Origin of the sequence: Pseudoalteromonas sp. H103, assembly GCF_001469205.1 — a bacterium.
GTDB classification, from domain to species: domain Bacteria; phylum Pseudomonadota; class Gammaproteobacteria; order Enterobacterales; family Alteromonadaceae; genus Pseudoalteromonas; species Pseudoalteromonas carrageenovora.
The window spans coordinates 17,820-40,392 of the sequence record NZ_LOFG01000001.1 but is presented as its reverse complement, the minus strand read 5'-3'; the positions used below and the strand labels follow the sequence as shown (position 1 = coordinate 40,392).

Below are 22,573 nucleotides of genomic sequence, written 5' to 3'. Positions count from 1 at the left end.
TTTTCTCCAAAAAAAATCCCAGCTTAAGCTGGGATTTTATAAACAATGTTAAAGCTTACTTAACACGGCCTACGTATTCACCGCTACGAGTGTCTACTTTAATAACTTCGCCAATTTGTACGAATAATGGAACACGTACTACTGCACCTGTTGTAAGCGTTGCAGGTTTACCACCTGTGCCCGCTGTATCACCTTTAAGGCCTGGATCAGTTTCAGTGATCTCAAGCTCAACAAAGTTAGGTGGAGTAACCGCAATTGGGCTGCCGTTCCATAATGTAATTGTACATACATCGTTTTCAACTAACCATTTAACAGCATCGCCTAGTGCTTTTTCGTCAGCAGCAATTTGCTCAAATGTTTCGTTGTTCATGAAATGCCAAAACTCACCGTCTGTGTATAGGTACGCTAAGTCGGTATCCATTACATCGGCGCCTTCAACTGATTCACCCGATTTAAAGGTTTTTTCAAGCACCTTACCAGAGATAAGTTTACGGATACGAACACGGTTAAACGCTTGGCCTTTACCAGGTTTTACCATTTCATTTTCTAAGATACTGCAAGGTTCGCCGTCCATCATAATTTTTAGGCCGCCCTTGAACTCGTTGGTGCTATAATTCGCCATCGTTTCCTCTATTTATATTTTTTCGAGTAATCTACGTGCCAATGATACAAAGAAATGAAGCAAATTTGCATAAAAACTGGCAAAAAGAATTAGCAAATGTAGTTACCTGCCCAAAAACCTTGCTTGAAATGGTCGGTTTATCGAGCCAAGCCCATGAAAACGACCTAAAAGCTCGCAGTTTATTCGCGGTGCGCGTGCCAGTCCCTTTTATAAAAAAAATACGCAAAGGTGATGCAAACGATCCCTTATTGCTACAAGTTATGCCGCGCCACCAAGAATTTTTGACTAAATCCGGTTTTAATAAAGACCCACTACTTGAGCAAGAGAACTCCCAACCAGGGCTTTTACATAAGTATAAATCGCGTGTTTTAATTATGTTTAAAACTGGCTGTGCGGTAAATTGCCGCTACTGCTTTAGGCGCCACTTTCCGTATCAAGAGAACCAACTCAATAAAAGAAGCCTCCTTGATGCACTGAGTTATATAAAATCAGATACCAACATAAACGAAGTGATTTTAAGTGGTGGCGACCCACTTATGGCCAAAGACGATGCCATTAGCTGGTTTTTAGATGAGCTTGAGCAATTACCACAAATTAAACGTATGCGAATACATAGCCGTTTACCTGTCGTTATACCTGCGCGTATTACCGATGAGCTATGCGCGAGGCTAAAGCAATCACCGCTAAAAATTGTATTTATTAACCATATAAATCACGCCAACGAAATAGACGACGAGTTTAAAGCAGCCATGCAAAAGCTTAAGCAAGCAGGTGTTATGCTATTAAACCAAGCGGTTATTTTAAAAGATGTGAACGATACCGTTGATGCGCAGATAAATTTAAGCGAGGCGTTATTTGATGCCGACGTATTACCCTATTATTTGTATTTGCTAGATAAAGTTGAAGGCGCAAGCCACTTTGATATTAACGAAGAGCAAGCAATAAAAATAATGGCAGAGCTATTAAAAGCCCTGCCCGGATTTTTAGTGCCAAAATTAGTAAAAGAAATAGGTGGTCAAAAAAGCAAAACACCTATCGACCTTAAGTTAGGGCGTGTTAACCTTTGATGGTTGAATTTGCAGCAGTATGTTTGGCTTTTAGACAAGGCTGAGCCTGTGTAGTGTGGTTATTCCCCATAAATAGGCGATAACGCAGCATAAATGCCAAACATGCGCTGCCCTTCGGGTTCTTCCTAGGGGCGATGAACTCTTTGTTGCCTACATGGATGTAGGTAAGGGGCGTGAGCAGGACGCGGAAGCTTTACTCGGTTTTTACTTAGCCCACTAGGTTTCAAACCTCGCGCCGCGATTTAATCGCCCCTAGATTGAACAAATTTCAATCCGCAAAGTTCAACACGCCCTAGTTTAAACGTACACGTTTATATTATTGCCAAGCGTTGCAGTGACCGACTGAGCCGGTGATTGCGCGCTTGTTGATTGTGCTGCACCTTCTATAAGTGCAAGTGCTGTTGCGCCATCAGCTAACTGCTGCTTTTTAGATAAAGCTGCTGTATAAACTTCACCACCTTGGCCAGAGCTAGACATAGCGGGTAGGTTTCCACCTGATATATTCATGTTATAAGCCTTAATCAACCTGACATTTTAATGTAATCCAAGTACTATATCGGCAATGCAGTACATAGCTTTAGGAAATCCATGGATTCTATAATTGAACAACTCAACGCTAACTTAAAAATTGTTTATCGCCAAGCACTTGATGCCGACAAAAAACTAGATGAGCTACAGCAACAAGGTCATGGTAAATTTAAAGCCTTGTTCCCAGCTGATGCCGGGTTTAGTTTTGAAGCTAAACGCTTCAAGCCATACGTACTTGATGTAGCAGCCGATGTAGAAAGTTTAAGCACTGACGGTTTTAATGAAGAAAAGCTTAAAACAACAGTACTTAAATTACAGCAGTTACTTACGCTGTTAGCAACGTTTAAGTAAAGCGTAAAACAAATGCCGCAATTTAGCGGCATTTTGTTTAATCTAAATTTGGTAATATTTGCTCGCCAAACCACTCTGTAATTAAGCGTTTCTCATAATAAAATGACTCATCGCGACCCATTTTAATTTTATCCATAAAGCCCATATCTTTAAGCTCTACATCGTTTGCTTCGCTTATTACGCTACCCTCTTTATCGGTTAGCGAGTAATTAAGCTTTAAGCGCGGAAAGTAAATTGGTTTTACTACACGTATTTCATCCATACCGCCGTAGCGTACATCGCCAGCTAAGTCGATATCGGTTATTTCTACGCTTAGCTTATATTCTTTTGGAAGTTGCTCGGCCAATTTAGAAAGATGCTTTTCAAACTGTGTAGCAATTTGTTTATGGTAAGACGATTTTGCTTGATTAGATGCGCGCACATCGCGGTAATCTTTAAAATCTTGCCATTTAACAACAGATTCTCCAGCATTCGCAAATGCAGGTAATGCGATACACATTGCCATAGCGATTGTTTTAACTGAATTCATAACATTCTCCCAAGGGGCTGTACTAATTATTTAGACAAAGCCCAGTAATATAACTAATAATTTTAGCAGTGATTGATTAACTATAACTTAATGCGATATTTAACATGTTACTAAAACTATTTTATATGTAATTAAAGTAATTCACTCTAACTATATGACCCCCTTTGAATAATAAAAGTTACAGATAAAGCATGTAAATCATCATAATTTATGGTGAAATTAACTTAATTGATAAAGGTATCCACGGAGCATTCATGACAATTTTAGTAACAGGCGGCGCAGGCTACATTGGCTCTCACACCGTTTTAGAACTTTTAGAGCAAGGCAGCGACGTAATTGTTGTTGATAATTTAAGTAACTCATCAAAAGAGTCACTACAGCGCGTTAAAACAATTACAGGTAAAGAGGCAACCTTTTATCAAGGTGATATTCTTGATAAAGCGTTTTTAGACTCAATATTTGCCAAGCACACTATAGATAGCGTTATTCATTTTGCCGGTTTAAAGTCAGTTGGCGAGTCGGTAGCTAAACCTGTTGAATACTACCAAAACAACGTACAAGGTACGCTAACGCTTGTAGATGCAATGCGTGATGCTGGCGTGTTTAAATTAGTATTTAGCTCATCAGCTACCGTTTACGGCGACCCTGCAAGCTTACCGATTAAAGAAGACTTCCCTGTGGGTGGCACAACAAACCCATACGGTACGTCAAAACTAATGGTTGAAATGATGCTACAAGATATCGCTAAATCAGATGAGCGCTTTGCGTTTGCTATTTTGCGTTACTTTAATCCTGTTGGCGCACATGAATCGGGCTTGATTGGCGAAGACCCTAACGGTATTCCTAATAACTTACTGCCATTTATTGCTCAAGTTGCAGTAGGTAAATTAAAGCAACTCGCTGTATTTGGTGATGACTACGACACAGTTGATGGCACGGGCGTGCGCGACTACATTCACGTGGTAGATTTAGCTATTGGCCATTTAAAAGCCCTTGATAAAATTGCTAGTAATACAGGTGCACTTGTATATAACCTTGGCACAGGAAATGGCTACTCTGTACTGCAAATGGTTAATGCATTTATTAAAGCAAGCAACCAAGAAGTGCCTTATCAAGTATCACCCCGCCGCCCTGGCGATATTGCTGCATGTTACGCCGCACCTGAAAAAGCCCTTAATGAGCTTGGTTGGGAAGCAGAACGCGCAATTGATGCCATGATGGAAGATACATGGCGCTGGCAGTCAAATAACCCAAATGGTTATAAAGGCTAGTAACCTTCACGCCTACAGTACCTTATGAATGTATTGTAGGCGCCTGGCTTTTTCGTGCAAAAAGCAAAACTCTAATCTTTAATACATTACGCGCCTTGCGCGTTGCGCCAACAAGTTGTGCGCCTACGAGTTAATCAAACCACAATGTTAAACTTTGCCAGTAGACGTAGATCTTGCTCACGCGAAAAGCGAAGATTTTAATTACTTACATCTACTATCTACTATCTAACAATAAATATTTTTATGTCTGCGCCCATTGCCTTAACAGGTTATGGTACACACCTGTTAATTGAATAATTTCTGGGCTGTCTTCTACTTTACTGCGCAAGCTTTGAATCGACATATCTAAATCAAATAATAATCCGCGTTTTTCATCGCTGTTTACCATGCTTTGCAGCCAAAAGAACGAGGCTAACCTACGCCCGCGAGTTACAGGCATAACGCGGTGCAAACTCGTCGATGGATAAAGTACCATGCTACCTGCGGGTAGTTTTACACTGTGAGAGCCGTAGGTATCTTCAACAACGAGTTCGCCGCCATCGTAATCTTCGGGTTCATTAAAAAATAGAGTCATAGATACATCAGTACGAATTTTTACAGGCGTGCCAGGTACTTGTCTAATTGCGTTATCTACATGCACACCAAACGATTGTCCACCTTGATAGCAATTAAATAACGGCGGAAAAATTTTTGCTGGCAGCGCTGCCGACATAAATAAATTACTGCGCGCTAATGCCCCCATAATAATTTCACCCAGCTCTTGTGCTTCTGGGCTATTTTCAGGCAGTTGTAAGTTATTTTTTGCTTTGGTTGACTGATGCCCCGCAGTAATACTGCCATCGGCCCACTGCGCCGCTAATAATTTATCGCGGCAATAAGCCACCTCTTCTTTAGTTAGTAGCTCTGGAATTTTAACTAGCATGCGCGCCCTCTCACATTTTTATTAAATAACTAAGGGCAGGTAATAGGCCTGCCCTTATATTTACTTATACTTTTTAATTTATTTTAAAATTAAAAAGAGTAGCTAGCTGTTAGGCTAAACTTACGACCATTACCCGGTACGTAGTGTCCGCCACCTAGCTGATCAACATAGTCTTTGTCGCCAAGGTTTTCACCATTTAGTTGTAAACTAAGATCCTTAGATACGTCGTAAGCAACCATTAAATCAAAAATAGTGTAACCCGGTGCGCGTGAGCGAGTTGATGATGTACTATTGTAACGCTCACCTACATATTGAGCGCCTAAACCAAACGATAATTTATCCGACATATCGTAAGTAGTCCAAACACTTGCGCTATTTTTAGGCGTTCGTGCAAGCTCGTTACCAATCTGTGAAGCATCGTCGCCTAATGCTTTAGTTACTTCGCTATCTTGGTAAGTGTATGAAGCAATTACAGTCCACTCTTTAGTAATTAAACCTGTTGCTGAAAGCTCTAAACCTTGTACGCGTTGCTCACCGCCAAGTAGCTCATCTGACGTGCTATCTGCAAATGGGTCATCAGTACGTGCATTGGTTTTTTCAGTGCGGAAAAGCGCTGCATTAGTTTGCAAACGGCCATCCACTAGGCTCCATTTTGTACCTAACTCGTAGCTGCGGCTTTCTTCAGGATCTAAATCTGCTGCATTTGAGCGTGTAGATACAGTAAGCCCTTCAGCTGATGGGTTAAATGAGTTGCCTGCACCTACGTAAATGCTACCGTTATCGGCTGGTTTGTACACTACCGCTGCGTTCCAGCTAAATAAATCATCACTTGTAGAAATTAGCGCACTTGGGTCATCGTAGTCATTGTGGTAATCGGTTGTAAAGCTATCAAAGCGAATCCCACCGGTTACTTCCCACTGCTTGTTAAGTGTTACTGTATCAAATGCGTAAATTGCTTGGTTTTTAGCTTTTGCTTCAATGCTTGTACCATCACGGCCATATACACCTGTAAATTCAATTGTTGCATCAGGGTTGTATAAGTCGTTACGTATTTCGTCTTCAATTAGGTTATCTGGCGTAGTTGCTACAAGTGCATGACGAGTAAATGTTTCGTTAGCTAGTTCAACACCTACTACTACATCGTGAGTAAAGCCTGCAAACTCGTAATTACCAATTAAATCAACCTGTATTGCTGCAAGTGAGTTTTGTGTATCACGTGTTTTTTCATCAGCAAAAGTGATGTCTGTATCGGTAGTAATTGAGAAATAACGCGGTGCCGTGGTTACTGACTCACGTTTAACTTCACCTAAACGTCCTTGCACACGTAGCATCGTGTTTTGAGAAAAATCATACTCGTAACGTGCAGTTGTTGAGTAGGCTTCAATGTCTTCGTAATCACGGTAAATGTTACCGTAAAAGTTATCGTAATCTACTGGAGAAGGACCACGCGCGCTATCTGCAAGCTCAGCAACTGGCGTGTCGCTGTATACCCATGCAATACCGTAATCTGGTAAGTTATCTTGGCGTTGGTATTCTAAATTTAAATCAAAGCGGCTATTAGTACCTAAGCCTGTTGCAAAGGCTACAGCGACTGCATTTGTTTCGTTTTCAACGTAATCACGCCCTGCAACATCACCTTTATCTGTTAGTAAATTAATGCGTAAAGCGCTGGTTTCGTTTACTTGAATATTAGTATCGAAACGACCACGGTAATCGTTTTCTGTACCTAAACGAAGTGATACATCGTTAAAGCTATCAAGCTTTGCTTTTTTGCTTTCTAGGTTAACACTACCACCGGTTGCACCACGGCCCGAAACCGCTGAGCCTGGGCCTTTTGCCACTTCAACCGCTTCAATGTTGTAAATATCACGCGTGTAGCCTGCTACATCACGAATGCCATCTACAAAAATGTCGTTAGTTGCGCTAAAGCCACGAATAGACATGCTATCGCCAGTCGGTGCGCCGCCTTCACCAGCGGCTAAAGAAATACCCGATACGTTACGTAAAGCATCACGTAGGCTATCTACGTTTCTGTCTTTCATTACTGCTTGGTTAATTACCGTTACAGTTTTTGCAGTATCTAAAAGTGGCTGAGTGTATTTGTACGATGTTGATTTTTCTACAACATAGCTAGACTCAGTTTTAGTCTCTGCTTTAGTTACCGACAGCTCTTGTACGTCTTGTGCACTTGCCCAAGTTGAAAGAGTGGCAGTGACTACCGCTGCAATTGGCTTTACGTAGGCATTTCCTTTATTCGATGGCTTACTCATGTTTACTCCGTGGTTGTTTTTTTTACCTTTAAGTAAGCAAAAAGTGTCTGACTCAAAGGTGCTATGTGTGATTTCGGGCAAAATCCTACCACCAAGATAAAATAATGTAAACGATAATTGTTATCAGTTGTGTTGTTATGTGAATTCCTATATTGTATACATACTCAAAATTTAACAAGTAATGCCAATACATTTTATTAAATAAGCTATTTTGAGGCTGAAAAACCATTTAGCTAAGGCTAGCTGCGCTAGGCACTCCTCTTAAAGTGATTAAATTTATTGTGAATTGGTATATTTGCTTGTTGTCGTAACTTTCAGGATTGTTGTTAAGTAATGCGAAGCTTAATTAAACCAATATTTGCGGTAGTTGCACTGTGTAGCACCATGGCTGTAAAAGCCGATACCGTTAGCGAATTAGAACAACTCGTTGATAAATGGCTAAAAATAGAGAGCCAAACTAGTGAATTAAATACACATTGGCTTGAACAAAAAAGCAGTATGGAGCAAACCCTAACGCTTTTAAATGCTGAGCAAGAGCAACTTAGTACTCTTAATAAAAACCGCGAAAAAAATTCAAGCGATCTTAGCAAAAAGCGCGAACAGCTCGTTACTCAGCAAGGCGAGCTTGAAAAAGATCAACAAAATTTAAACAGCCAATTAAAACAAATCAGCCAGCAGTTACTTTCGTTGCAAGTACAGCTGCCGCCTCCGCTACTAAACAGCTGGAAAAATGCAGGCGATTTAGCCGACCCACAACTAAGCACCACTGATAAATTACAAACAGCGCTAAAGATGCTGACCTTACTAAATGAATTTCAGCAACGTATTTCAATTCACGAAATGGCAATTAAGCACCCCGACGGCCAAGAAGTATGGGTTAAACAGCTATATTTAGGCGCCGCACAAGCATGGTTTGTTAGTGAAGATTTAAGTTATGTAGGTATTGGCTTTCCTAGTGACTTAGGTTGGCAGTGGGAGTTTGATAACAGTATTAACGCAGAGCAAGTGGCGCTAGGTATTGCAGTGCAACAAAAAAAGCGCGCTGCTGATTGGGTAACGCTTCCAATGCTAAGTTATAAAAATAACGCACAGCAAGGAGCTAAATAATGACTTTTTGCCAAAAAATTAAAGCATTTAGCGCCATTCTTTTACTTACTAGCTGCAATTTAGCGTTAGCAGCAACGAGTGAGCAAGCCAAACAAAGCGTGCTAAACGATATTAAAACCGCACAACGCAGCTTAAGTAGTACGCAAAAAAGTATTGCCAAAGAACAAGCGAGCCTAGCAAAGCAAATATTTACCAAGCAGCAGTCACTAAGTAAATTACGCGAACAAGCCGCTGTTAACCGCCGTTTAGCTGACGAAAACACTTTAAGCCTTAACCAGTTACAAACCCGGTTAGACTCCTGGCAGCAGCAACAGCAGTACCAATTAAACTTGCTTAGCCGATTTGTTCGCCAAAATAGCAATAAAGCTTTGAATAACGAGCAAACAAGTAATAATCAAAACGAATTATTAAGCCAAGTAGTCTCCTTTATTAATGACCAAGAGCAAGCGCTTTACCCTCGCTTTAAAAAACAAGCGGTGGTACTTAACAATGGCGAGCTTACTCAAGCTAATACACTGCAAGTAGGCCCTGTTGCCTGGTTTAGTACGCAAACACCTAAGCTAATGGGTTTATTAAATTTAGACGATGAATCAAACGTATTAAAAGTAGCATTGGTACAATCAAGCAGTGACGATAACCCGCTTGATAACACCCTAAAGCAAAACGGTGTAGGCGAAACATTACTTAGCTTTGATCCGAGCTTAACGCATTTAGTAACCAGCCAAGCTCAGCAAGAAAGCCCCTTAGAACACCTAGAAAAAGGCGGTTTATGGGCTATTCCTATTATTTTATTTGCCTGTTTTGCGTTAACTATTGCACTAATTAAAGCGGCTCAACTATTGCGTTTAAGCAAAATTAAAATGCACTCGCAAATGCAGTTACAAACGCTCTTTAAAAGTAAAAATAGCAGCGAGTTTGCAGGCATGCAGCAGCAATTGTTTAACCTAACGCTGCAAAGCGAAAAAGGCCAAGTGCGAGACGATCAATTGTTTAACCAGCTAATACACGATAAACACAAGCTTGATAACTTTATAGGCGCTATAGCTGTAACAGCAGCCGTAGCCCCCCTATTAGGTTTATTAGGTACTGTAAGCGGCATGATCGAAACCTTTAAAATGATGACCTTATTTGGATCGGGCGATCCGGAGGTTGTATCGGGCGGTATTGCACAAGCACTTATTACTACCGAGTTAGGTTTAGTTGTTGCTATACCGGCACTAGTTTTAAATGCACTGCTATCGCGCAAAGCAAAAGCGTATTACAGCCAGCTCGAAGGTTTTGCATTACAACTAAGCCAGCTAGAACAAGGAGAAAATAATGTTTGAGCAAATAGTTAGCAACCCTATTTGTTGGTGTATTTTGTTATTAGCTTTAGTTGTCTACCAACTGACTTTTCATGATTTATTGCACCTTAAGCAGTATCAGGCAAACCGAAACGGCTACTGGCAAGAAGTTAGTTCTATATTAACCGCAGCGCTTCCTTTATTAGGCTTGCTGGGCACAATTGTTGGTTTACTTGATACCTTTAAAGTCATGGCGCTTGGTCATAACGAACTAATGAGCGATGCCATAGGCGATGCACTATTAACCACTCAGCTTGGCCTTGTGTGCGCCATACCTGCGTGGTTAATGCAGGCTTATTTAGCCTACTCGCAACGTAATCCTAAATTACATGCATTAGTAAACAATTAGGGTAAAGCCATGCAGTCACGTTTAAAGCACAAGCTAGAACAAGAAGCTGAGCAGCATATTGATATGTCGCCACTGCTTGATGTTGTATTTATATTGCTTATATTTTTTATAGTTACCACTGTATTTGTTCGTGAAAGCGGCGTTGAGGTAGATAAACCTCAAGCTGTATCGGCCAGTCGTCTTGAGCAACAAGTTATATTTTTAGCAATAACCGACTCTCAACAAGTATTTTTTGATGGCAGCCAAATTGGCGTAGCAGGTGTACGCACAAGTGTAGAGCAAATGCTAAAGCAGCAGCAACGCCCTGTGGTTATTCAAGCAGATAAAACAGTACCTACAGAGCTATTAGTGCAAGTAATTGACGAAGCAAAACTTGCCGGCGCCTCGCAAGTTAATTTAGCGACCAAGCAATAATATGCACACGTTTAGCTCAACTAATAAAACAAAAAATAACCGCCATCCGCTTTTTGCGTTTGGCCTTAGTTTAATAGTGCTTAGCGCAGCATTGTTATTGTTGTGGTTAGGGCAAATGGCTGAGCACCACATGCAAGACAAAGTAGTTGTGCGCGAAATAGCGATGGTTGCCCTACCTCCACCACCACCGCCTTCAATATCGCAGCAGCAAAGTAGCGAGCCAATGCAAAGCTTAAAAGTGCAAGGTGCAGGCGCATCAATACAAGCAGTAGACGTTAAAATTAAAAGCAATTTAAGCATTGTAAAACCCGATACGCCAAGCGTAAAAGTTAACGCGCCACAATGGCAATCAATGAGTGTAAATTGGGATGCCTTTAGCTTAAACCAGCTCGATGGCCTGCCAACTCTACTTACCCCTGTTAAGGCCGTTTTACCAAAAAGTTTAACTCGCCAAGGTGTCGATGTATTTACGGTAAAGCTTGATGTATTTATAGACGAAAGCGGTAGAGTAAGCTTAATAGAGGTTGTACAAAACCCTTACCCTGAGCTTAAACCCGCCATTGATAAAATTATAAAGCAAAGCCGTTTTAGCGCACCAAAAAAAGAAGGCGAAACAGTACGAGCTCGCTTTATTTGGCCAATAGAATTTAAACCTTAAGCACCAACAAAATGAAAAATATGAACGCAATTAAACTGCCTAAATTACTTACTCGCACCCTTTATACTACTGTTATGTGCTCTTTGCCTTTATTAGGTATTACTAATGCATATGCAAGCCAAGTAAGTGCACCGCTTAAAGTCACGCTATCGCCTAGCGATCCTACTTGGCAGTTAGCTATAAATAATAAACTGTTAGGCCCAACCGAGGTGCTAATTGAGCCTACAGAGCGTGGCTTTGCTCGCCAAGTACAGCCATTACTACAAGAAGGTAAATACCAAGAGGTAGCAGCCCTTTTTAAAAGCCGTGATATAAACAACGATAGCACAGCACTTAACTTATTACGCGCGCAGGTTTTGCTCACTTTAAAAGAGTTTAATAGCGCAGAGGCGGCCTACTTAGCGTGCTTAAAAAGCACTCCCGATTTAGTAAAGGCTCACCAAGGTTTAAGCCTTTTATACATGCAGCAGGCAAATTACACTAAAGCGCAAACTCACTTGGTGCATAGTATTGAACTTGGCCAAGCTGACGCACAAAGCTATGCGCAACTTGCTTATATTCATGTGCAACATAGTCAACCTTGGAGTGCCGTGGCCGCATACCGCCAAGCACTTATGCTTGAACCCGAAACAGCGCAGTATCAACAAGGGCTATTGTTTGCCTTAATTGAGTCGGGTGATTTAAGCCAAGCAAATGCATTATTAAAAGAGTTATTAAATAAAACACCTGATAACGCAGAACTTTGGTTGCAGCGTGCGCAAATTGCCCTGCAGCTTGAGCATAATAAACAGGCGCTTTCGGCCATTGAGGTAGCTTTAAAACTTAACCCAAAAGATACCAGTAACCAATTACTAGCTGCACAATTACATTTAAGTGAAGGCAGCAGTAAGCGCGCTGTTTCGCTTTTAAAACAAGGTTTAAAGCATGCCACTAAAGCGCAGCAAACCGACGTAATTAATACCACAATGCAAACTCTTGGCTGGCTTGTATCGCAGCAGCAGTGGGATTTAGCAAAAGAGCTAATACGTAGCGCAAAAAGGTTAACAAAGCGCTTATCAAATGAAGAACAAGCACAGTTTTCGGTATACAGTGCCCAGCTAGCTATGCAGCAAGGTAACAGTAAACGTGCGGTTAAAAGTTTAAATAATGCACTTAAAATAAACCCTAACTTGGGTGATGCTCTACTAAGCCTTGCCAGTATTTATCGCGATAAAAACCAGCTTACTCAAGCCAAGCTAATGTACGTACGCGCTCAAGCGCTGCCAAAGTATCAGCTTTCGGCTTGGCTTGGTTTATCACAAATAGCGATTGATTCAAAAAATTACCCAGAGGCGCTTAAGCACCTTAAAAAGGCGTATCAGGCAAACCCACAACGCCAAGATTTAATAACCAATATTCGCGCGCTGGAAAACATAGTTCGCCAAGAGGGTTAAGTATAAAAACGCAGTTTTTAAAATCGCTTAATAATTAGAAGCTGCGCTTCTCGCGTGAGCAAGCTCAACGCCTACAATGTAATATTAAAAAGGTGCTACCAATTTTGCATTTCGACAATGCGCGACTGTGTTCGCGCATATTCAAAACTTAATTTTTTACCTTCATAAAGCGTTTCTATCTGCGCCTGTGCATTAATTACTAACAGCTTGTGGCAATCGTAAAACTCATCAACCAATGCAATAAAACGCCGTGCTTCGTCATCTAAATAGTGCTCATCAAGCGTTTGTTTTTCTCGTTGGTAGCTATCTTCAATCCCATGCACTATTACCTTACCCGTAGCCCCTACCCCCATTTTAGGCACATTTGCTATATACAAAACATCAAACTGTTTGGCTAAAAACATATAATCGTGAGCGCTTCTAGGGCCAGAGCAGAGCGCCATAAAATCAATCATCAGCGCATTATTCGCTTTAAATAAATACGGCAAAGGGCGCGAGTGCACCTGTAAGCTTTGATTTTTAGTCGCTTGAGGGTACTGCTTAGTAAACAGTTTATTAAACTCATCATTGGGTAAATTAATAAAATAATGGCGGTTGCTTTTACCGTATCTAAAGCGGTGATCTTCCTGCCCGGCCACACTCACTATGTGGCAGTGGCTGTTAATTAAATCGATTGTAGGTAAAAATCGTGCGCGCTGCAGGCCGTTATAATAAAGCTGCGTAGGCTCTACATTAGAGGTTGCCACCAGCACGACACCATAATCAAACAAGGCGTTAAATAACCTAGCCATAATCATTGCATCGCCAATGTCGCTAACAAAAAACTCATCAAAGCACAGAACTTTTATATTTTTAGCCCACTGCTTGGCAATCAGCGTAAGCGGATTTTTTTGCCCTTGTAGCTGGGCAAGTTGGCTATGTACTTGCGCCATAAAATGATGAAAATGCAGCCTTTGTTTTTGTGTGGACGGTAGATTTTTATAAAATAAATCCATTAGCATAGATTTACCGCGCCCTACCGGCCCGTGTAAATAAACCCCTTTAATTAAAGGTGCTTTTTGCCACCAAGTTGTATTAACTTGCAGTTGTATAGCCAAGTTATTTAACGCGTTAACCGCATTTTGCTGGGCACTGTCAACACACAGTTCTCCCGCCTCTATCTTTGCTGTATAAAGGCTTAATATTTGTGGGCTGTGTACTGTCATGGTATTTCACTATCAGCTATAATCGCGCCCATTGTAGCCGACTAAAAATGTGAACAAAAATGAAATTCCCTTGCCGCTTAGATAAATTTGTTAGCCATTTAGCAGAACTTCCTCGCTCAAAAGCACGCGCTGCAATTAAGCGCCAGGCTGCAACTGTAAATGGCGAAGTAGTTACTGCATTCGACTTTCAAGTAAAGCAACAAGACGAAATAATGTTTGAAGGTGAACAACTCGTATTTTTAGGTAAACGTTACTACATGTTAAATAAGCCCGTGGGTTACGTATGCGCAAATAGTGATGAATTACACAGAACGGTTTTTGACTTACTTGATGAGCCTAATATGGCCGACTTTCATGTGGCAGGCCGACTTGATATAGACACCACAGGTTTAGTTATTATTACCAACGATGGTGATTGGTCTCATAAAATCACTTCACCAAAAAATAATAAATTTAAAACCTACCTAGTAGAAACTCAAGAACCGATTACCAACGAGTCGCTTGAGCAATTGCGAGTAGGCGTTCAACTGCATAACGAAAAAGACTTAACACGCCCAGCAAAAGCAGAAAGGCTCGCTAACTTTGGGCTACGTTTATCTATTTGTGAAGGTAAGTACCATCAAGTAAAACGCATGTTAGCCGCTGTAGACAACAAAGTGGTAGAGCTACACCGTGAGCAAATTGCCGGTATTAAACTAGATGAAAACCTAGCCAGTGGTGAGTATCGCCAGTTAACTGTCGAAGAAGTTAAACTTTAAAGCGGTCAGCGGTCAGCGGTCAGCGGTCAGCGGTCAGCGGTCAGCGGTCAGCGGTCAGCGGTCAGCGGTCAGCGGTCGATTTTGGTCCAGTAATTAAACCAGTCAATTGATGTCTGTTAGCTGATATCTAATAACTGATATCTAATAACTGACAACTGACAGCTTTAAATAGATCTCCCTTACGATTTAATTTGCACCAAATCGTAATCAGCCATGCCAGGGACAATTGCTTGTAGGCGTGACTCGGTTACATCTAGTGCATTTAAGCATTCACAATATTCTGAGGCTTTAAGCTCTAACTGATGCGCTTTTTTTTGTAGTGATTTATCAATCTCTTTTGAGATAATATCCATCCGCTGCCCCATATCGTTAATACGATCTTCTATATTACCTTCGCGCGATTTAAAGGCATCACCTAGTGATACTAAAATAGCACCTAGCGATCCATGTACTGCGGAGTGAATTTGTTGGCTTATCTCTTTAGTGAAAAAGTCATCTATTTGAGAAAGAGATTGAGGGGCAATAAAAAAGAAGTCATCTCCGCGCTTAAATTTATCCATTAATGCGCGTTCTACGTACTGAAGTTGTGTTTTAAGTACCTCTGGCTCTTTATCAGACATACCCTCAACTACATGCTCAATAGCACTTAAACCTAAGTTAACACCATCTGTAGCAAGATTTACTAATTCGGGAACTGTGTGGCGAATACCATTACTAAATTGCTCGAGTACTTTACTTTCGTCATCGCTTAAATCAACCCAATAACCACGTATAAACAGCTGATTATTATTGTTAATTTGAACACGAGTTTGGCCTTTATCAAGTATACGAATTACATCATCAGTAATAATTAAACCATGACGAAGCTCAACATCACATTGGGCCTGAGCAAATGCAGTGCTGCTTGAAAGTGCTATCGACAACGCCAATATCGAACGAGATAGAAACGCCATAAACACCTCAAAAAGACTAAAATGGAAGGCGGGTAGGTTAACAAAAAACCAACTTTATGCAAGTAAAAGTAAAGTTATCAGTTATCAGTTATCAGTTATCAGTTATCAGTTATCAGTTATCAGTTATCAGTTATCAGTTATCAGTTATCAGTTATCAGTTATCAGTTATCAGGACATAGTAAAACACCGAGTATGCGTATACTCGGTGCTTTACTTTGTAATTTTCAAAAAGTTGAGTTTCTAAACTTTATATTAAATTGGTGAACCTGGTGGAATTGGTAAAGCTTTAAAATTGCTTGGCCATTCGCCTTTAATTAAAAACAACTTAATTTGCTCTGCTAAAAATTGCTTAAACGCGCTTTCACCAGTACTTGTGTGGCTCAGCATTGAGTTTTGATTAAAATCTTCGCCAAGCTTAACTAAATAATAGCGAACCTGTGCTTGTACCTCTGGGCTTACATTATTGCTAGCAACTAAATCAGCAAATGCTTTAGCCGTTAAGTACTGAGTACGCTGAGTAATTTTACCCGCCATAGTATTAGGTGATGAAACATTAAATATTTGCTTATATAAATGCTCTAGCATGTTATCTAAGCTATAAAAATCGTTACTGCGTGCTTGTTGCTGCGCTAACCGGTTTAAGCGTTGCGGATTTAATAAAAGCGATAAACTATGCTCTACGGCAACTTCAGGTAGTGCCATAGCATCAAGAGTTAAACCCGTACGCCCTATTATGCTTTCGCGCGATTTAGACTCGCCATATGCCTTTGGTGGAATAAGTGAAAGTACCGATTCTGGTAGTAATAAATTGGCAGGCTTAAGCGTCGCTAAAATAGCGTTAACGGCTTCTTGCTGCTGCTCTTTTGAAACAACTTGCGCGCCTTTTACGGGGACATCACCTCGTAGTTCGTACTCATAGTTTACGCCTGAAATTAACTTAACTGCAGCCTCTACTTGAAAGCGGTGAAATAAATAAAGCGGCACTAGTTTTTCTTCTAATTGCGAAAGTGCATCACCCGTTTTAATGTTATTTATTCCAAACTGCGAAAGCGCTTTTTTACGAACGTCGAGCACTCTTAATAGCTCTTGTGATGGATTGGTACCGTTATCCCATAAATGGGCAGTTGGGTGTGCACCACCTTTAGCACGAGCGTCGCTATCTGATATAAACTCAAGGCCTTTAGCTTTATTCTCTTTTAATATTGCTGCAAGCTCAGCGCTTTCGTCTTGATTGGTAAAGTCGCTGTAGCCATATTTAATTACTTGGGTATCCCATGCGCCCATGCCTTTTGCGTAGCCGCGCGTTACATCAAGCTTACCTTGTTCATTAAAACTAAGTAGTGGGTGTGGGTAGTCCATAACAGAGGCTCTATCACCTACTGATGCTGCAAAGTTATGAGAAATCCCTAACGTGTGGCCAATTTCGTGTGCACTTAATTGGCGAATACGGTCAAGCGCCATAGCCTGTAAATTTTTAGCGACCTCATTACCTTTTAAATAGGGGGCGGCCAGTGCTTCGGCTATTAATATATCTTGGCGTACACGCAGCGAACCAAGTGTTACATGTCCTTTTAATATTTCACCTGTACGAGGGTCTATTACAGAGCTTCCGTATGACCAACCACGTGTAGCGCGGTGTACCCACTGAATTACGTTATAACGAATATCCATAGGGTCTGCATTACTTGGTAATACTTTTACTACAAATGCGTTTTTGTACCCTGCAGCACTAAATGCATCATTCCACCATTTACCACCTTCTAATAAAGCGCTTTTAACTGGCTCAGGAACCCCTGGATCTAGGTAGTAAATAATAGGCTCTACGGGTTCACTAATAGGTAGGCTTGGATCTTTTTTAGCTAGGCGATGGCGCGGTATATAGCGCACAAACATAGACTCGCCAAGCGGGGCTGCGTAATCTTTATGCTCAATACTCCAAAAGCCAGATTGCGGGTTAAACTTGCGCGGCGTGTAGTTATCGTCTGGTAATTTAATTAGTGAATGATGCATATGCACCGTAAGTGCGTATGGGTCGGCACTTACTTGGCGAACAAACTCACCCGGCTTTGTGCCCTTAAAGGTGAGTACCGCTTCAAGCTCGGTGTTTTTTAAAAATGCTTTTGAACGCTTCATGTAAACGGCGCTACGCGATTCATCAAGGCTAAAGTTACCTTGTTTACGCGCAGCAAGCTTTCGGCTTACACCGTGTACATCACTTAATAAATAAGACGTGTAGTCAATCAGTGCGGTGGAATTATCTTGTGCAACCACTTTAAAGCCTGCGAGTATACTTGATGCAAACGCCTCTTTAATACTTTGCTGCTCAGCTTTATTACTAGTATTAGCACGGTAGTAAGTATTTACAGCGCGCAGCATTACTTTATCGCCAAAACGTTCAAACTGTACAAGGTGAGTATTTCCAAGTTGGCCTCTATCTAGGCCAATATCGTTCGAACCAATCCCGTATGGCAAGCTTTGCTGAAGTAAAAATTGTTGTTCAAACTTATCTACTTTTAAATAAACTTTGCCGTTTTGGGTATCGTAAAAAAACGAATAGTAGCCCGGAAAGTGATTCATTTGCGTAGTAAATTCATCAATTGACTTAATTGCTGCGTGCGCTTGAGTTATGATAGAGCACAGCACAGTAAAGAATATGTAACTTATTAGTGGTATTTTTTTCATAATCTTATCTTTGTTATTGGCGTTTTAAGTATGATTAGGTGGTCCCATTATAGGGCGCTATTTAAACAATACAGTTATTTAAGACGAAATTCAGCGCACTTAGTTAATCTCTCTCACATTTATGATTAATTAGTACACGTTATCAGGAAAATAAAATGCGTAGACTCCCTCCAGTATTATTAGAAGACGGTTGCCCAAGAGAACTTTTGTCGTTAATTAGAACCATTTTAGCGGCATGTAAAGAAATTTCGTTTCGTGTTGGCCAAGGTGCACTTTCAGGCGTGTTAGGCTCAACCCTTGATGAAAACATTCAAGGTGAAACTCAAAAAAAGCTCGATGTGTTATCTAATCAGCTGTTAAAAGATATTTTACTGGAATCAGGCACAGTTAAAGCAATTGCCTCTGAAGAAGAAGATTACACTGTTGCCGGTAATCAAGACGCTAAATACATTGTTGCATTTGACCCACTTGATGGCTCATCAAACACCGATATAAACTCGCTGGTTGGTACTATATTTTCGATTATGGAAGCGCCTGAAGGCTCAGACGCTGCAGATCAAAGCATATTTATGCAGCCTGGCCACAAGCAAGTTGCAGCTGGCTATGTACTCTACGGCCCATCAACTATGCTTGCCCTTACAACAGGTAAAGGCACACGTATGTTTACCCTTGATAAAACCCAAGGTAGTTTTTTACTAACAGAAGACTTTGCCACTATACCTGCCGATACCAACGAATTTGCCATTAATACCTCAAACCAGCGCCATTGGCAGAGCGCTATGCAAAACTACATAAATGATTTGTTAGAAGGCGATACAGGCCCGCGCGCTAAAAACTTTAATATGCGCTGGATTGCAGCCATGGTGGGCGACGTGCACCGTGTACTTAGCCGTGGTGGTTTATTTACTTACCCTACAGATACTAAAGATCCAAATAAACCAAATAAATTACGCTTACTTTACGAAGCAAACCCAATGGCTATGCTTGTAGAGCAAGCCGGTGGAATAGCCTCAACAGGTACCGAGCGCATTATGGATATACAACCAGATGCCATCCACCAGCGTGTAGCGGTTATTTTAGGTTCTAAAAACGAAGTAGAAACGTGCTTGGGATATCACAAGTAAACACGTTGTCAGTTGTCAGTTGTCAGTTGTCAGTTGTCAGTTGTCAGTTGTCAGTTGTCAGTTGTCAGTTGTCAGTTGTCAGTTGTCAGTTGTCAGTTGTCAGTTGTCAAAAAATACTAAGCCACATTTAATTTAAATGCGGCTTTTTTATTTATTCGTTACATATAATCGCAGTAGATTCGCATCTAAAAATGAGAGTCAGCCTAAATATCTAGTCCTTCAATAATGCCAGTAATTGTTCGAGCTTTTTGTGGCTAAGCTCTCCCATTTGCTCGCTATTGCTTAGCGCATAAATCACGCCTTCAAACTCGGCGCAATTTAAATCATCTCGCGATTCAATCACATTTGCCCACAGCTCCAAATCGTCAATATCAATTTCTTTATTTAAACAACGCGTAAGTACGTCAATTAGTATAGGTTTTGTGAGTGTGTACAGATAGGTTTGATTGTTCGAAGAGCTTGAAACAATCACACTAATGGCGCTATCTCTTTGCTCGCCAAATGTAATAAATTCAGCCAATGCTTTTTGTATATTCATAATATTTGTTATTCTTGCTGCTCTACTGTTGATAAGACCTAAAATGACTCAAATAAACTGCAGCCAATGTAATACAACGCTTAACTGTAATGTAAATGATATAACCGCGTGTTGGTGTAACCAGTTACCCGCTATTTTACCGCTAGATGGCAGTGCAACAAGTTGTTTATGCACTCGCTGTACACTTAAAAAAATGAACGTTTATTTAGAAAATATTTTTACTCTGCCAATTAAAGCTCAAATTGATTTTGCTAAAAAGTTTAGGGGTAATGACAATTTAATAGAAGGGCTTGATTACACCATGCAAAATGGCTACATGGTATTCAGTAAATGGTTTTTTTTAAAACGCGGTACTTGCTGTAAAAATGGTTGTAAAAATTGCCCATATGGCTATAAAAAATAAAAAGAGCCGATTAATTCAAACGACCCTTTTATAAAGGCGTGCATTGCATCTACAGCAATTTAATACTACCCGTTGCAATGGGCAGTGAATCACTTGCTCCCCATTCGCTCCACGAACCGTCGTAAACACTTAAATTGCTATATCCACATTCTACCGCAAGTAGTGCTAACACACAGGCCGTAATGCCTGAGCCACAACTAAATTGGAGTTGCTGAGTATCTCCGGCTACTTCATTAAATTTAGCCTTGAGTTCATCAATAGGTTTAGGCTCACCTTCATTTAATAAATCGGTGAACGCCAATGAGCAACTATTAGGAATATGACCGCTTCGCATTCCCTTTCTAGGCTCGGGGTCTTCACCCGTAAAGCGCTTATAGGCACGTGCATCTAACATTAACGTACTTGTATCATCTATACTGTGAAGCACTTGCTGCTGTTCAATAAAATAACCCGGCGTTAAATTAGCAACAAAATTACCTTTATTTGTTGGAATACGATAAGCGCTTTGGGTGCTGTAACCGCATTTAAGCCATTTTTTTAAGCCACCGCTGAGCACTTTGACATTATCAAAGCCCATAGCCTTTAGCATCCACCACGCTCTAGCAGCACTAAATAAATCATCTTGTTCATAAACAACTATAAACGAATCATCATTTACACCTGCTTTTTGCATTACTTGAGTAAACTGCTCACTGCTGCATAGGGTGTTAGGTATAGCACTAGTAGTGTCTGCAAGCTCGGTTTTAATATCAAAACGCTGTGCACCTGGCAGTACTTTATCTACTTTATAAGTCCCTAAAACACCGGGGCGCAACATGCCTGCATCAAAAATAATTAATGCAGGATCATCAAGTTGTTCATTTAACTGCTGGCAGGTAATTAAGTTTTTCATTGTTACTCATTAGTGGAGGTGTATTTTGCAAACTCATCTTTACCAGTAAAGCGAGCTTCAATTGCTGCAATATGTTCTTGTTCTTTGTGTTTCCAAACGCCAGCTACACTATAAACATGTTTCAAGTAACTAAAAAACTTATCTCGTAACAGCATATTAGGCTGCCAACCTTGCATCACTTCAGCTATATTATTTTCAAGCATTTCGCTTGTTTCTGCATGCTTTACTAAGCCTTCGATGTTATAACAAGCTTGGCCTAACGTAAGTACTCGCTTATTGAGTAAAAGCGCTTCTAAACCTACGGTTGAGTTAATTGTTACTACAGCCTGTGCGCACTCAATTAAGTCGCACGTTTTATTGCCGTTAGCAAAAACAGCAATCGGATCTTTTTCATAAAGTGACTCATAATGCTTATGCCATGAAGGGTGCTCTTTAAACACCACTTTTAAAGTAGGATCATTTAACTTTTTCACAGCCTCAACAACTTCATTATAAAACATTTCCATGGAGTCTATCCAAGGAGAGAAACTTGCTAGCTGGGTGTCATGAGGGACTTGAAATGGCGCAAAAATAAAGCGCTCAGGTAGCTGCGTAGACTCAAAGTCACAACGTTTTTTATGATTAGCACGTGGGATTAATTCAGGGGCTGAAAAAGCCAGTTTTTGTTCTGGATCAAAATTTAAATAAAACTGCGGATCACGGCTTAGCGATGCATTAAAGTTAATGCCTTTAGGATCAAGGCTAGTCGTGCCCGGCAGTAATCCGTTTTCATAGTAAAACTGTTTTATACCTAATGATTTAGCAGCCATAACCACAGTTGTATTAGGTAGCTTGTTACCATTCCATATTACTAGGTACTCAGGCTTTACTTCGTTGAATAAAGCCAAATATTTTGCATAGCGTAGGCGTTCAAAAAAAATGAGCCCAAAGCTATAAATTGTAACAAGCAGAGGATTGTTCCATATAGGGTTTCTAGCTTTTTTACGCTTTAGCTGAGACTTTACTACTTTAGTAAAATCCACTTCAAATGCCTTGCCTAAATAGTTAATAGCTGAGAGTTTAGGTGTTCCCATTACATGTAATTGGCAATCCATCGACAATTTTTTGATTACTGATTTATAGTACTTCGCATGTACATTTTTGCGGGATATAAA

The 22,573-nt window shown here is 40.6% G+C and carries 23 protein-coding genes; 12 read left to right on the top strand and 11 right to left on the bottom strand.

What is annotated here, in order from left to right:
• Window positions 1–55 precede the first annotated feature (55 nt).
• Window positions 56–622, bottom strand: coding sequence for an elongation factor P (gene efp / locus ATS74_RS00200; protein WP_058546947.1), 567 nt, complete (start codon window positions 620–622; stop codon window positions 56–58).
• Window positions 623–663: 41 nt separating this feature from the next.
• Between efp and epmB the strand changes: the two genes are divergently transcribed.
• Window positions 664–1,689 carry an EF-P beta-lysylation protein EpmB gene (epmB, locus tag ATS74_RS00195; protein WP_058546946.1) on the top strand — a complete coding sequence of 342 codons (1,026 nt, stop codon included), beginning with the start codon at window positions 664–666 and terminating at the stop codon, window positions 1,687–1,689.
• 297 nt (window positions 1,690–1,986) lie between these two features.
• Here epmB and ATS74_RS00190 read toward each other — a convergent pair whose 3' ends face one another.
• On the bottom strand, window positions 1,987–2,196 hold the full coding sequence (locus ATS74_RS00190) for a hypothetical protein (RefSeq protein ID WP_058546945.1): 210 nt from the start codon (window positions 2,194–2,196) through the stop codon (window positions 1,987–1,989).
• A gap of 81 nt (window positions 2,197–2,277) precedes the next feature.
• Here ATS74_RS00190 and ATS74_RS00185 point away from each other — a divergent pair, with 81 nt between their 5' ends.
• On the top strand, window positions 2,278–2,568 hold the full coding sequence (locus tag ATS74_RS00185; protein WP_024031487.1) for a hypothetical protein: 291 nt from the start codon (window positions 2,278–2,280) through the stop codon (window positions 2,566–2,568).
• Between the two features lie 37 nt (window positions 2,569–2,605).
• Here ATS74_RS00185 and ATS74_RS00180 read toward each other — a convergent pair whose 3' ends face one another.
• On the bottom strand, window positions 2,606–3,097 hold the full coding sequence (locus ATS74_RS00180) for a DUF3016 domain-containing protein (protein ID WP_058546944.1): 492 nt from the start codon (window positions 3,095–3,097) through the stop codon (window positions 2,606–2,608).
• A 254-nt stretch (window positions 3,098–3,351) separates the two neighbouring features.
• Here ATS74_RS00180 and galE point away from each other — a divergent pair, with 254 nt between their 5' ends.
• A complete protein-coding gene (gene galE, locus ATS74_RS00175; RefSeq protein ID WP_058546943.1) occupies window positions 3,352–4,368 on the top strand; it encodes a UDP-glucose 4-epimerase GalE in 1,017 nt (338 codons plus the stop codon).
• A 241-nt stretch (window positions 4,369–4,609) separates the two neighbouring features.
• On the opposite strand, the gene ATS74_RS00170 is transcribed toward galE, so the two are convergent.
• Together ATS74_RS00170 and ATS74_RS00165 are read right to left on the bottom strand one after the other, a co-directional pair.
• On the bottom strand, window positions 4,610–5,290 hold the full coding sequence (locus ATS74_RS00170) for a Fe2+-dependent dioxygenase (RefSeq protein WP_058546942.1): 681 nt from the start codon (window positions 5,288–5,290) through the stop codon (window positions 4,610–4,612).
• Between the two features lie 89 nt (window positions 5,291–5,379).
• Complete coding sequence (locus ATS74_RS00165; protein ID WP_058546941.1) at window positions 5,380–7,560, bottom strand: TonB-dependent receptor; 2,181 nt, start codon at window positions 7,558–7,560, stop codon at window positions 5,380–5,382.
• Between the two features lie 333 nt (window positions 7,561–7,893).
• On the opposite strand from ATS74_RS00165, the gene ATS74_RS00160 reads away from it, so the two are divergent.
• The 6 genes from ATS74_RS00160 to ATS74_RS00135 are packed head-to-tail and all read left to right on the top strand — an operon-like array spanning window position 7,894 to window position 12,864.
• Complete coding sequence (locus ATS74_RS00160; protein WP_058546940.1) at window positions 7,894–8,667, top strand: DUF3450 family protein; 774 nt, start codon at window positions 7,894–7,896, stop codon at window positions 8,665–8,667.
• Entirely contained in the window at window positions 8,667–9,992 is a 1,326-nt protein-coding gene (locus tag ATS74_RS00155) for a MotA/TolQ/ExbB proton channel family protein (RefSeq protein ID WP_058546939.1), read from the top strand. Before ATS74_RS00160 ends, ATS74_RS00155 begins: the two co-directional genes overlap by 1 nt.
• A complete protein-coding gene (locus ATS74_RS00150) occupies window positions 9,985–10,359 on the top strand; it encodes a MotA/TolQ/ExbB proton channel family protein (RefSeq protein WP_058546938.1) in 375 nt (124 codons plus the stop codon). The genes ATS74_RS00155 and ATS74_RS00150 overlap by 8 nt, the downstream gene beginning before the upstream one ends.
• A 9-nt stretch (window positions 10,360–10,368) precedes the next feature.
• A complete protein-coding gene (locus ATS74_RS00145; protein WP_058546937.1) occupies window positions 10,369–10,773 on the top strand; it encodes an ExbD/TolR family protein in 405 nt (134 codons plus the stop codon).
• Window position 10,774: 1 nt separating this feature from the next.
• Window positions 10,775–11,431: an energy transducer TonB gene (locus ATS74_RS00140; protein WP_058546936.1), complete on the top strand. Its 657-nt coding sequence runs from the start codon at window positions 10,775–10,777 to the stop codon at window positions 11,429–11,431.
• Window positions 11,432–11,451: 20 nt separating this feature from the next.
• Window positions 11,452–12,864: a tetratricopeptide repeat protein gene (locus tag ATS74_RS00135; RefSeq protein WP_058547495.1), complete on the top strand. Its 1,413-nt coding sequence runs from the start codon at window positions 11,452–11,454 to the stop codon at window positions 12,862–12,864.
• Window positions 12,865–12,959: 95 nt separating this feature from the next.
• Here the strand turns inward: ATS74_RS00135 and zapE are convergent, their stop codons facing one another.
• Window positions 12,960–14,069: a cell division protein ZapE gene (zapE, locus tag ATS74_RS00130; protein WP_058546935.1), complete on the bottom strand. Its 1,110-nt coding sequence runs from the start codon at window positions 14,067–14,069 to the stop codon at window positions 12,960–12,962.
• A 59-nt stretch (window positions 14,070–14,128) separates the two neighbouring features.
• Here zapE and rsuA point away from each other — a divergent pair, with 59 nt between their 5' ends.
• Window positions 14,129–14,827, top strand: coding sequence for a 16S rRNA pseudouridine(516) synthase RsuA (gene rsuA / locus ATS74_RS00125; protein WP_058546934.1), 699 nt, complete (start codon window positions 14,129–14,131; stop codon window positions 14,825–14,827).
• 179 nt (window positions 14,828–15,006) lie between these two features.
• Here rsuA and ATS74_RS00120 read toward each other — a convergent pair whose 3' ends face one another.
• Both ATS74_RS00120 and ATS74_RS00115 read right to left on the bottom strand, forming a co-directional pair.
• Window positions 15,007–15,780: a YggN family protein gene (locus tag ATS74_RS00120; protein ID WP_058546933.1), complete on the bottom strand. Its 774-nt coding sequence runs from the start codon at window positions 15,778–15,780 to the stop codon at window positions 15,007–15,009.
• A 252-nt stretch (window positions 15,781–16,032) separates the two neighbouring features.
• Window positions 16,033–18,462: a zinc-dependent metalloprotease gene (locus ATS74_RS00115; protein WP_058546932.1), complete on the bottom strand. Its 2,430-nt coding sequence runs from the start codon at window positions 18,460–18,462 to the stop codon at window positions 16,033–16,035.
• A gap of 155 nt (window positions 18,463–18,617) precedes the next feature.
• Here ATS74_RS00115 and ATS74_RS00110 point away from each other — a divergent pair, with 155 nt between their 5' ends.
• Complete coding sequence (locus tag ATS74_RS00110) at window positions 18,618–19,586, top strand: class 1 fructose-bisphosphatase (protein ID WP_058546931.1); 969 nt, start codon at window positions 18,618–18,620, stop codon at window positions 19,584–19,586.
• Window positions 19,587–19,797: 211 nt separating this feature from the next.
• On the opposite strand, the gene ATS74_RS00105 is transcribed toward ATS74_RS00110, so the two are convergent.
• Window positions 19,798–20,124 (bottom strand): hypothetical protein, encoded by a 327-nt coding sequence (locus tag ATS74_RS00105; protein ID WP_058546930.1) that lies wholly within the window; start codon window positions 20,122–20,124, stop codon window positions 19,798–19,800.
• A 43-nt stretch (window positions 20,125–20,167) separates the two neighbouring features.
• Here ATS74_RS00105 and ATS74_RS00100 point away from each other — a divergent pair, with 43 nt between their 5' ends.
• The gene (locus ATS74_RS00100; protein ID WP_058546929.1) at window positions 20,168–20,527 is read left to right on the top strand and encodes a DUF5522 domain-containing protein; all 360 of its coding nucleotides are present in this window, start codon (window positions 20,168–20,170) and stop codon (window positions 20,525–20,527) included.
• A 49-nt stretch (window positions 20,528–20,576) separates the two neighbouring features.
• Here ATS74_RS00100 and ATS74_RS00095 read toward each other — a convergent pair whose 3' ends face one another.
• Together ATS74_RS00095 and ATS74_RS00090 are read right to left on the bottom strand one after the other, a co-directional pair.
• On the bottom strand, window positions 20,577–21,419 hold the full coding sequence (locus tag ATS74_RS00095; RefSeq protein WP_058546928.1) for a sulfurtransferase: 843 nt from the start codon (window positions 21,417–21,419) through the stop codon (window positions 20,577–20,579).
• A gap of 2 nt (window positions 21,420–21,421) precedes the next feature.
• The gene (locus tag ATS74_RS00090; RefSeq protein ID WP_235591980.1) at window positions 21,422–22,513 is read right to left on the bottom strand and encodes a capsular polysaccharide export protein, LipB/KpsS family; all 1,092 of its coding nucleotides are present in this window, start codon (window positions 22,511–22,513) and stop codon (window positions 21,422–21,424) included.
• Window positions 22,514–22,573 lie beyond the last annotated feature (60 nt).

Bases quoted from the DNA above. Each gene is read 5' to 3' on its own strand.
- ATS74_RS00120 (WP_058546933.1), bottom strand. From the start codon at position 15,780: ATGGCGTTTCTATCTCGTTCGATATTGGCGTTGTCGATAGCACTTTCA.
- epmB (WP_058546946.1), top strand. From the start codon at position 664: ATGATACAAAGAAATGAAGCAAATTTGCATAAAAACTGGCAAAAAGAA.
- zapE (WP_058546935.1), bottom strand. From the start codon at position 14,069: ATGACAGTACACAGCCCACAAATATTAAGCCTTTATACAGCAAAGATA.
- ATS74_RS00185 (WP_024031487.1), top strand. From the start codon at position 2,278: ATGGATTCTATAATTGAACAACTCAACGCTAACTTAAAAATTGTTTAT.
- ATS74_RS00180 (WP_058546944.1), bottom strand. From the start codon at position 3,097: ATGAATTCAGTTAAAACAATCGCTATGGCAATGTGTATCGCATTACCT.
- ATS74_RS00095 (WP_058546928.1), bottom strand. From the start codon at position 21,419: ATGAAAAACTTAATTACCTGCCAGCAGTTAAATGAACAACTTGATGAT.
- ATS74_RS00150 (WP_058546938.1), top strand. From the start codon at position 9,985: ATGTTTGAGCAAATAGTTAGCAACCCTATTTGTTGGTGTATTTTGTTA.
- galE (WP_058546943.1), top strand. From the start codon at position 3,352: ATGACAATTTTAGTAACAGGCGGCGCAGGCTACATTGGCTCTCACACC.
- ATS74_RS00140 (WP_058546936.1), top strand. From the start codon at position 10,775: ATGCACACGTTTAGCTCAACTAATAAAACAAAAAATAACCGCCATCCG.
- ATS74_RS00115 (WP_058546932.1), bottom strand. From the start codon at position 18,462: ATGAAAAAAATACCACTAATAAGTTACATATTCTTTACTGTGCTGTGC.
- ATS74_RS00100 (WP_058546929.1), top strand. From the start codon at position 20,168: ATGACTCAAATAAACTGCAGCCAATGTAATACAACGCTTAACTGTAAT.
- ATS74_RS00190 (WP_058546945.1), bottom strand. From the start codon at position 2,196: ATGAATATATCAGGTGGAAACCTACCCGCTATGTCTAGCTCTGGCCAA.
- ATS74_RS00105 (WP_058546930.1), bottom strand. From the start codon at position 20,124: ATGAATATACAAAAAGCATTGGCTGAATTTATTACATTTGGCGAGCAA.
- ATS74_RS00110 (WP_058546931.1), top strand. From the start codon at position 18,618: ATGCGTAGACTCCCTCCAGTATTATTAGAAGACGGTTGCCCAAGAGAA.
- ATS74_RS00160 (WP_058546940.1), top strand. From the start codon at position 7,894: ATGCGAAGCTTAATTAAACCAATATTTGCGGTAGTTGCACTGTGTAGC.
- efp (WP_058546947.1), bottom strand. From the start codon at position 622: ATGGCGAATTATAGCACCAACGAGTTCAAGGGCGGCCTAAAAATTATG.
- ATS74_RS00155 (WP_058546939.1), top strand. From the start codon at position 8,667: ATGACTTTTTGCCAAAAAATTAAAGCATTTAGCGCCATTCTTTTACTT.
- rsuA (WP_058546934.1), top strand. From the start codon at position 14,129: ATGAAATTCCCTTGCCGCTTAGATAAATTTGTTAGCCATTTAGCAGAA.
- ATS74_RS00165 (WP_058546941.1), bottom strand. From the start codon at position 7,560: ATGAGTAAGCCATCGAATAAAGGAAATGCCTACGTAAAGCCAATTGCA.
- ATS74_RS00090 (WP_235591980.1), bottom strand. From the start codon at position 22,513: ATGGATTGCCAATTACATGTAATGGGAACACCTAAACTCTCAGCTATT.
- ATS74_RS00145 (WP_058546937.1), top strand. From the start codon at position 10,369: ATGCAGTCACGTTTAAAGCACAAGCTAGAACAAGAAGCTGAGCAGCAT.
- ATS74_RS00135 (WP_058547495.1), top strand. From the start codon at position 11,452: ATGAACGCAATTAAACTGCCTAAATTACTTACTCGCACCCTTTATACT.
- ATS74_RS00170 (WP_058546942.1), bottom strand. From the start codon at position 5,290: ATGCTAGTTAAAATTCCAGAGCTACTAACTAAAGAAGAGGTGGCTTAT.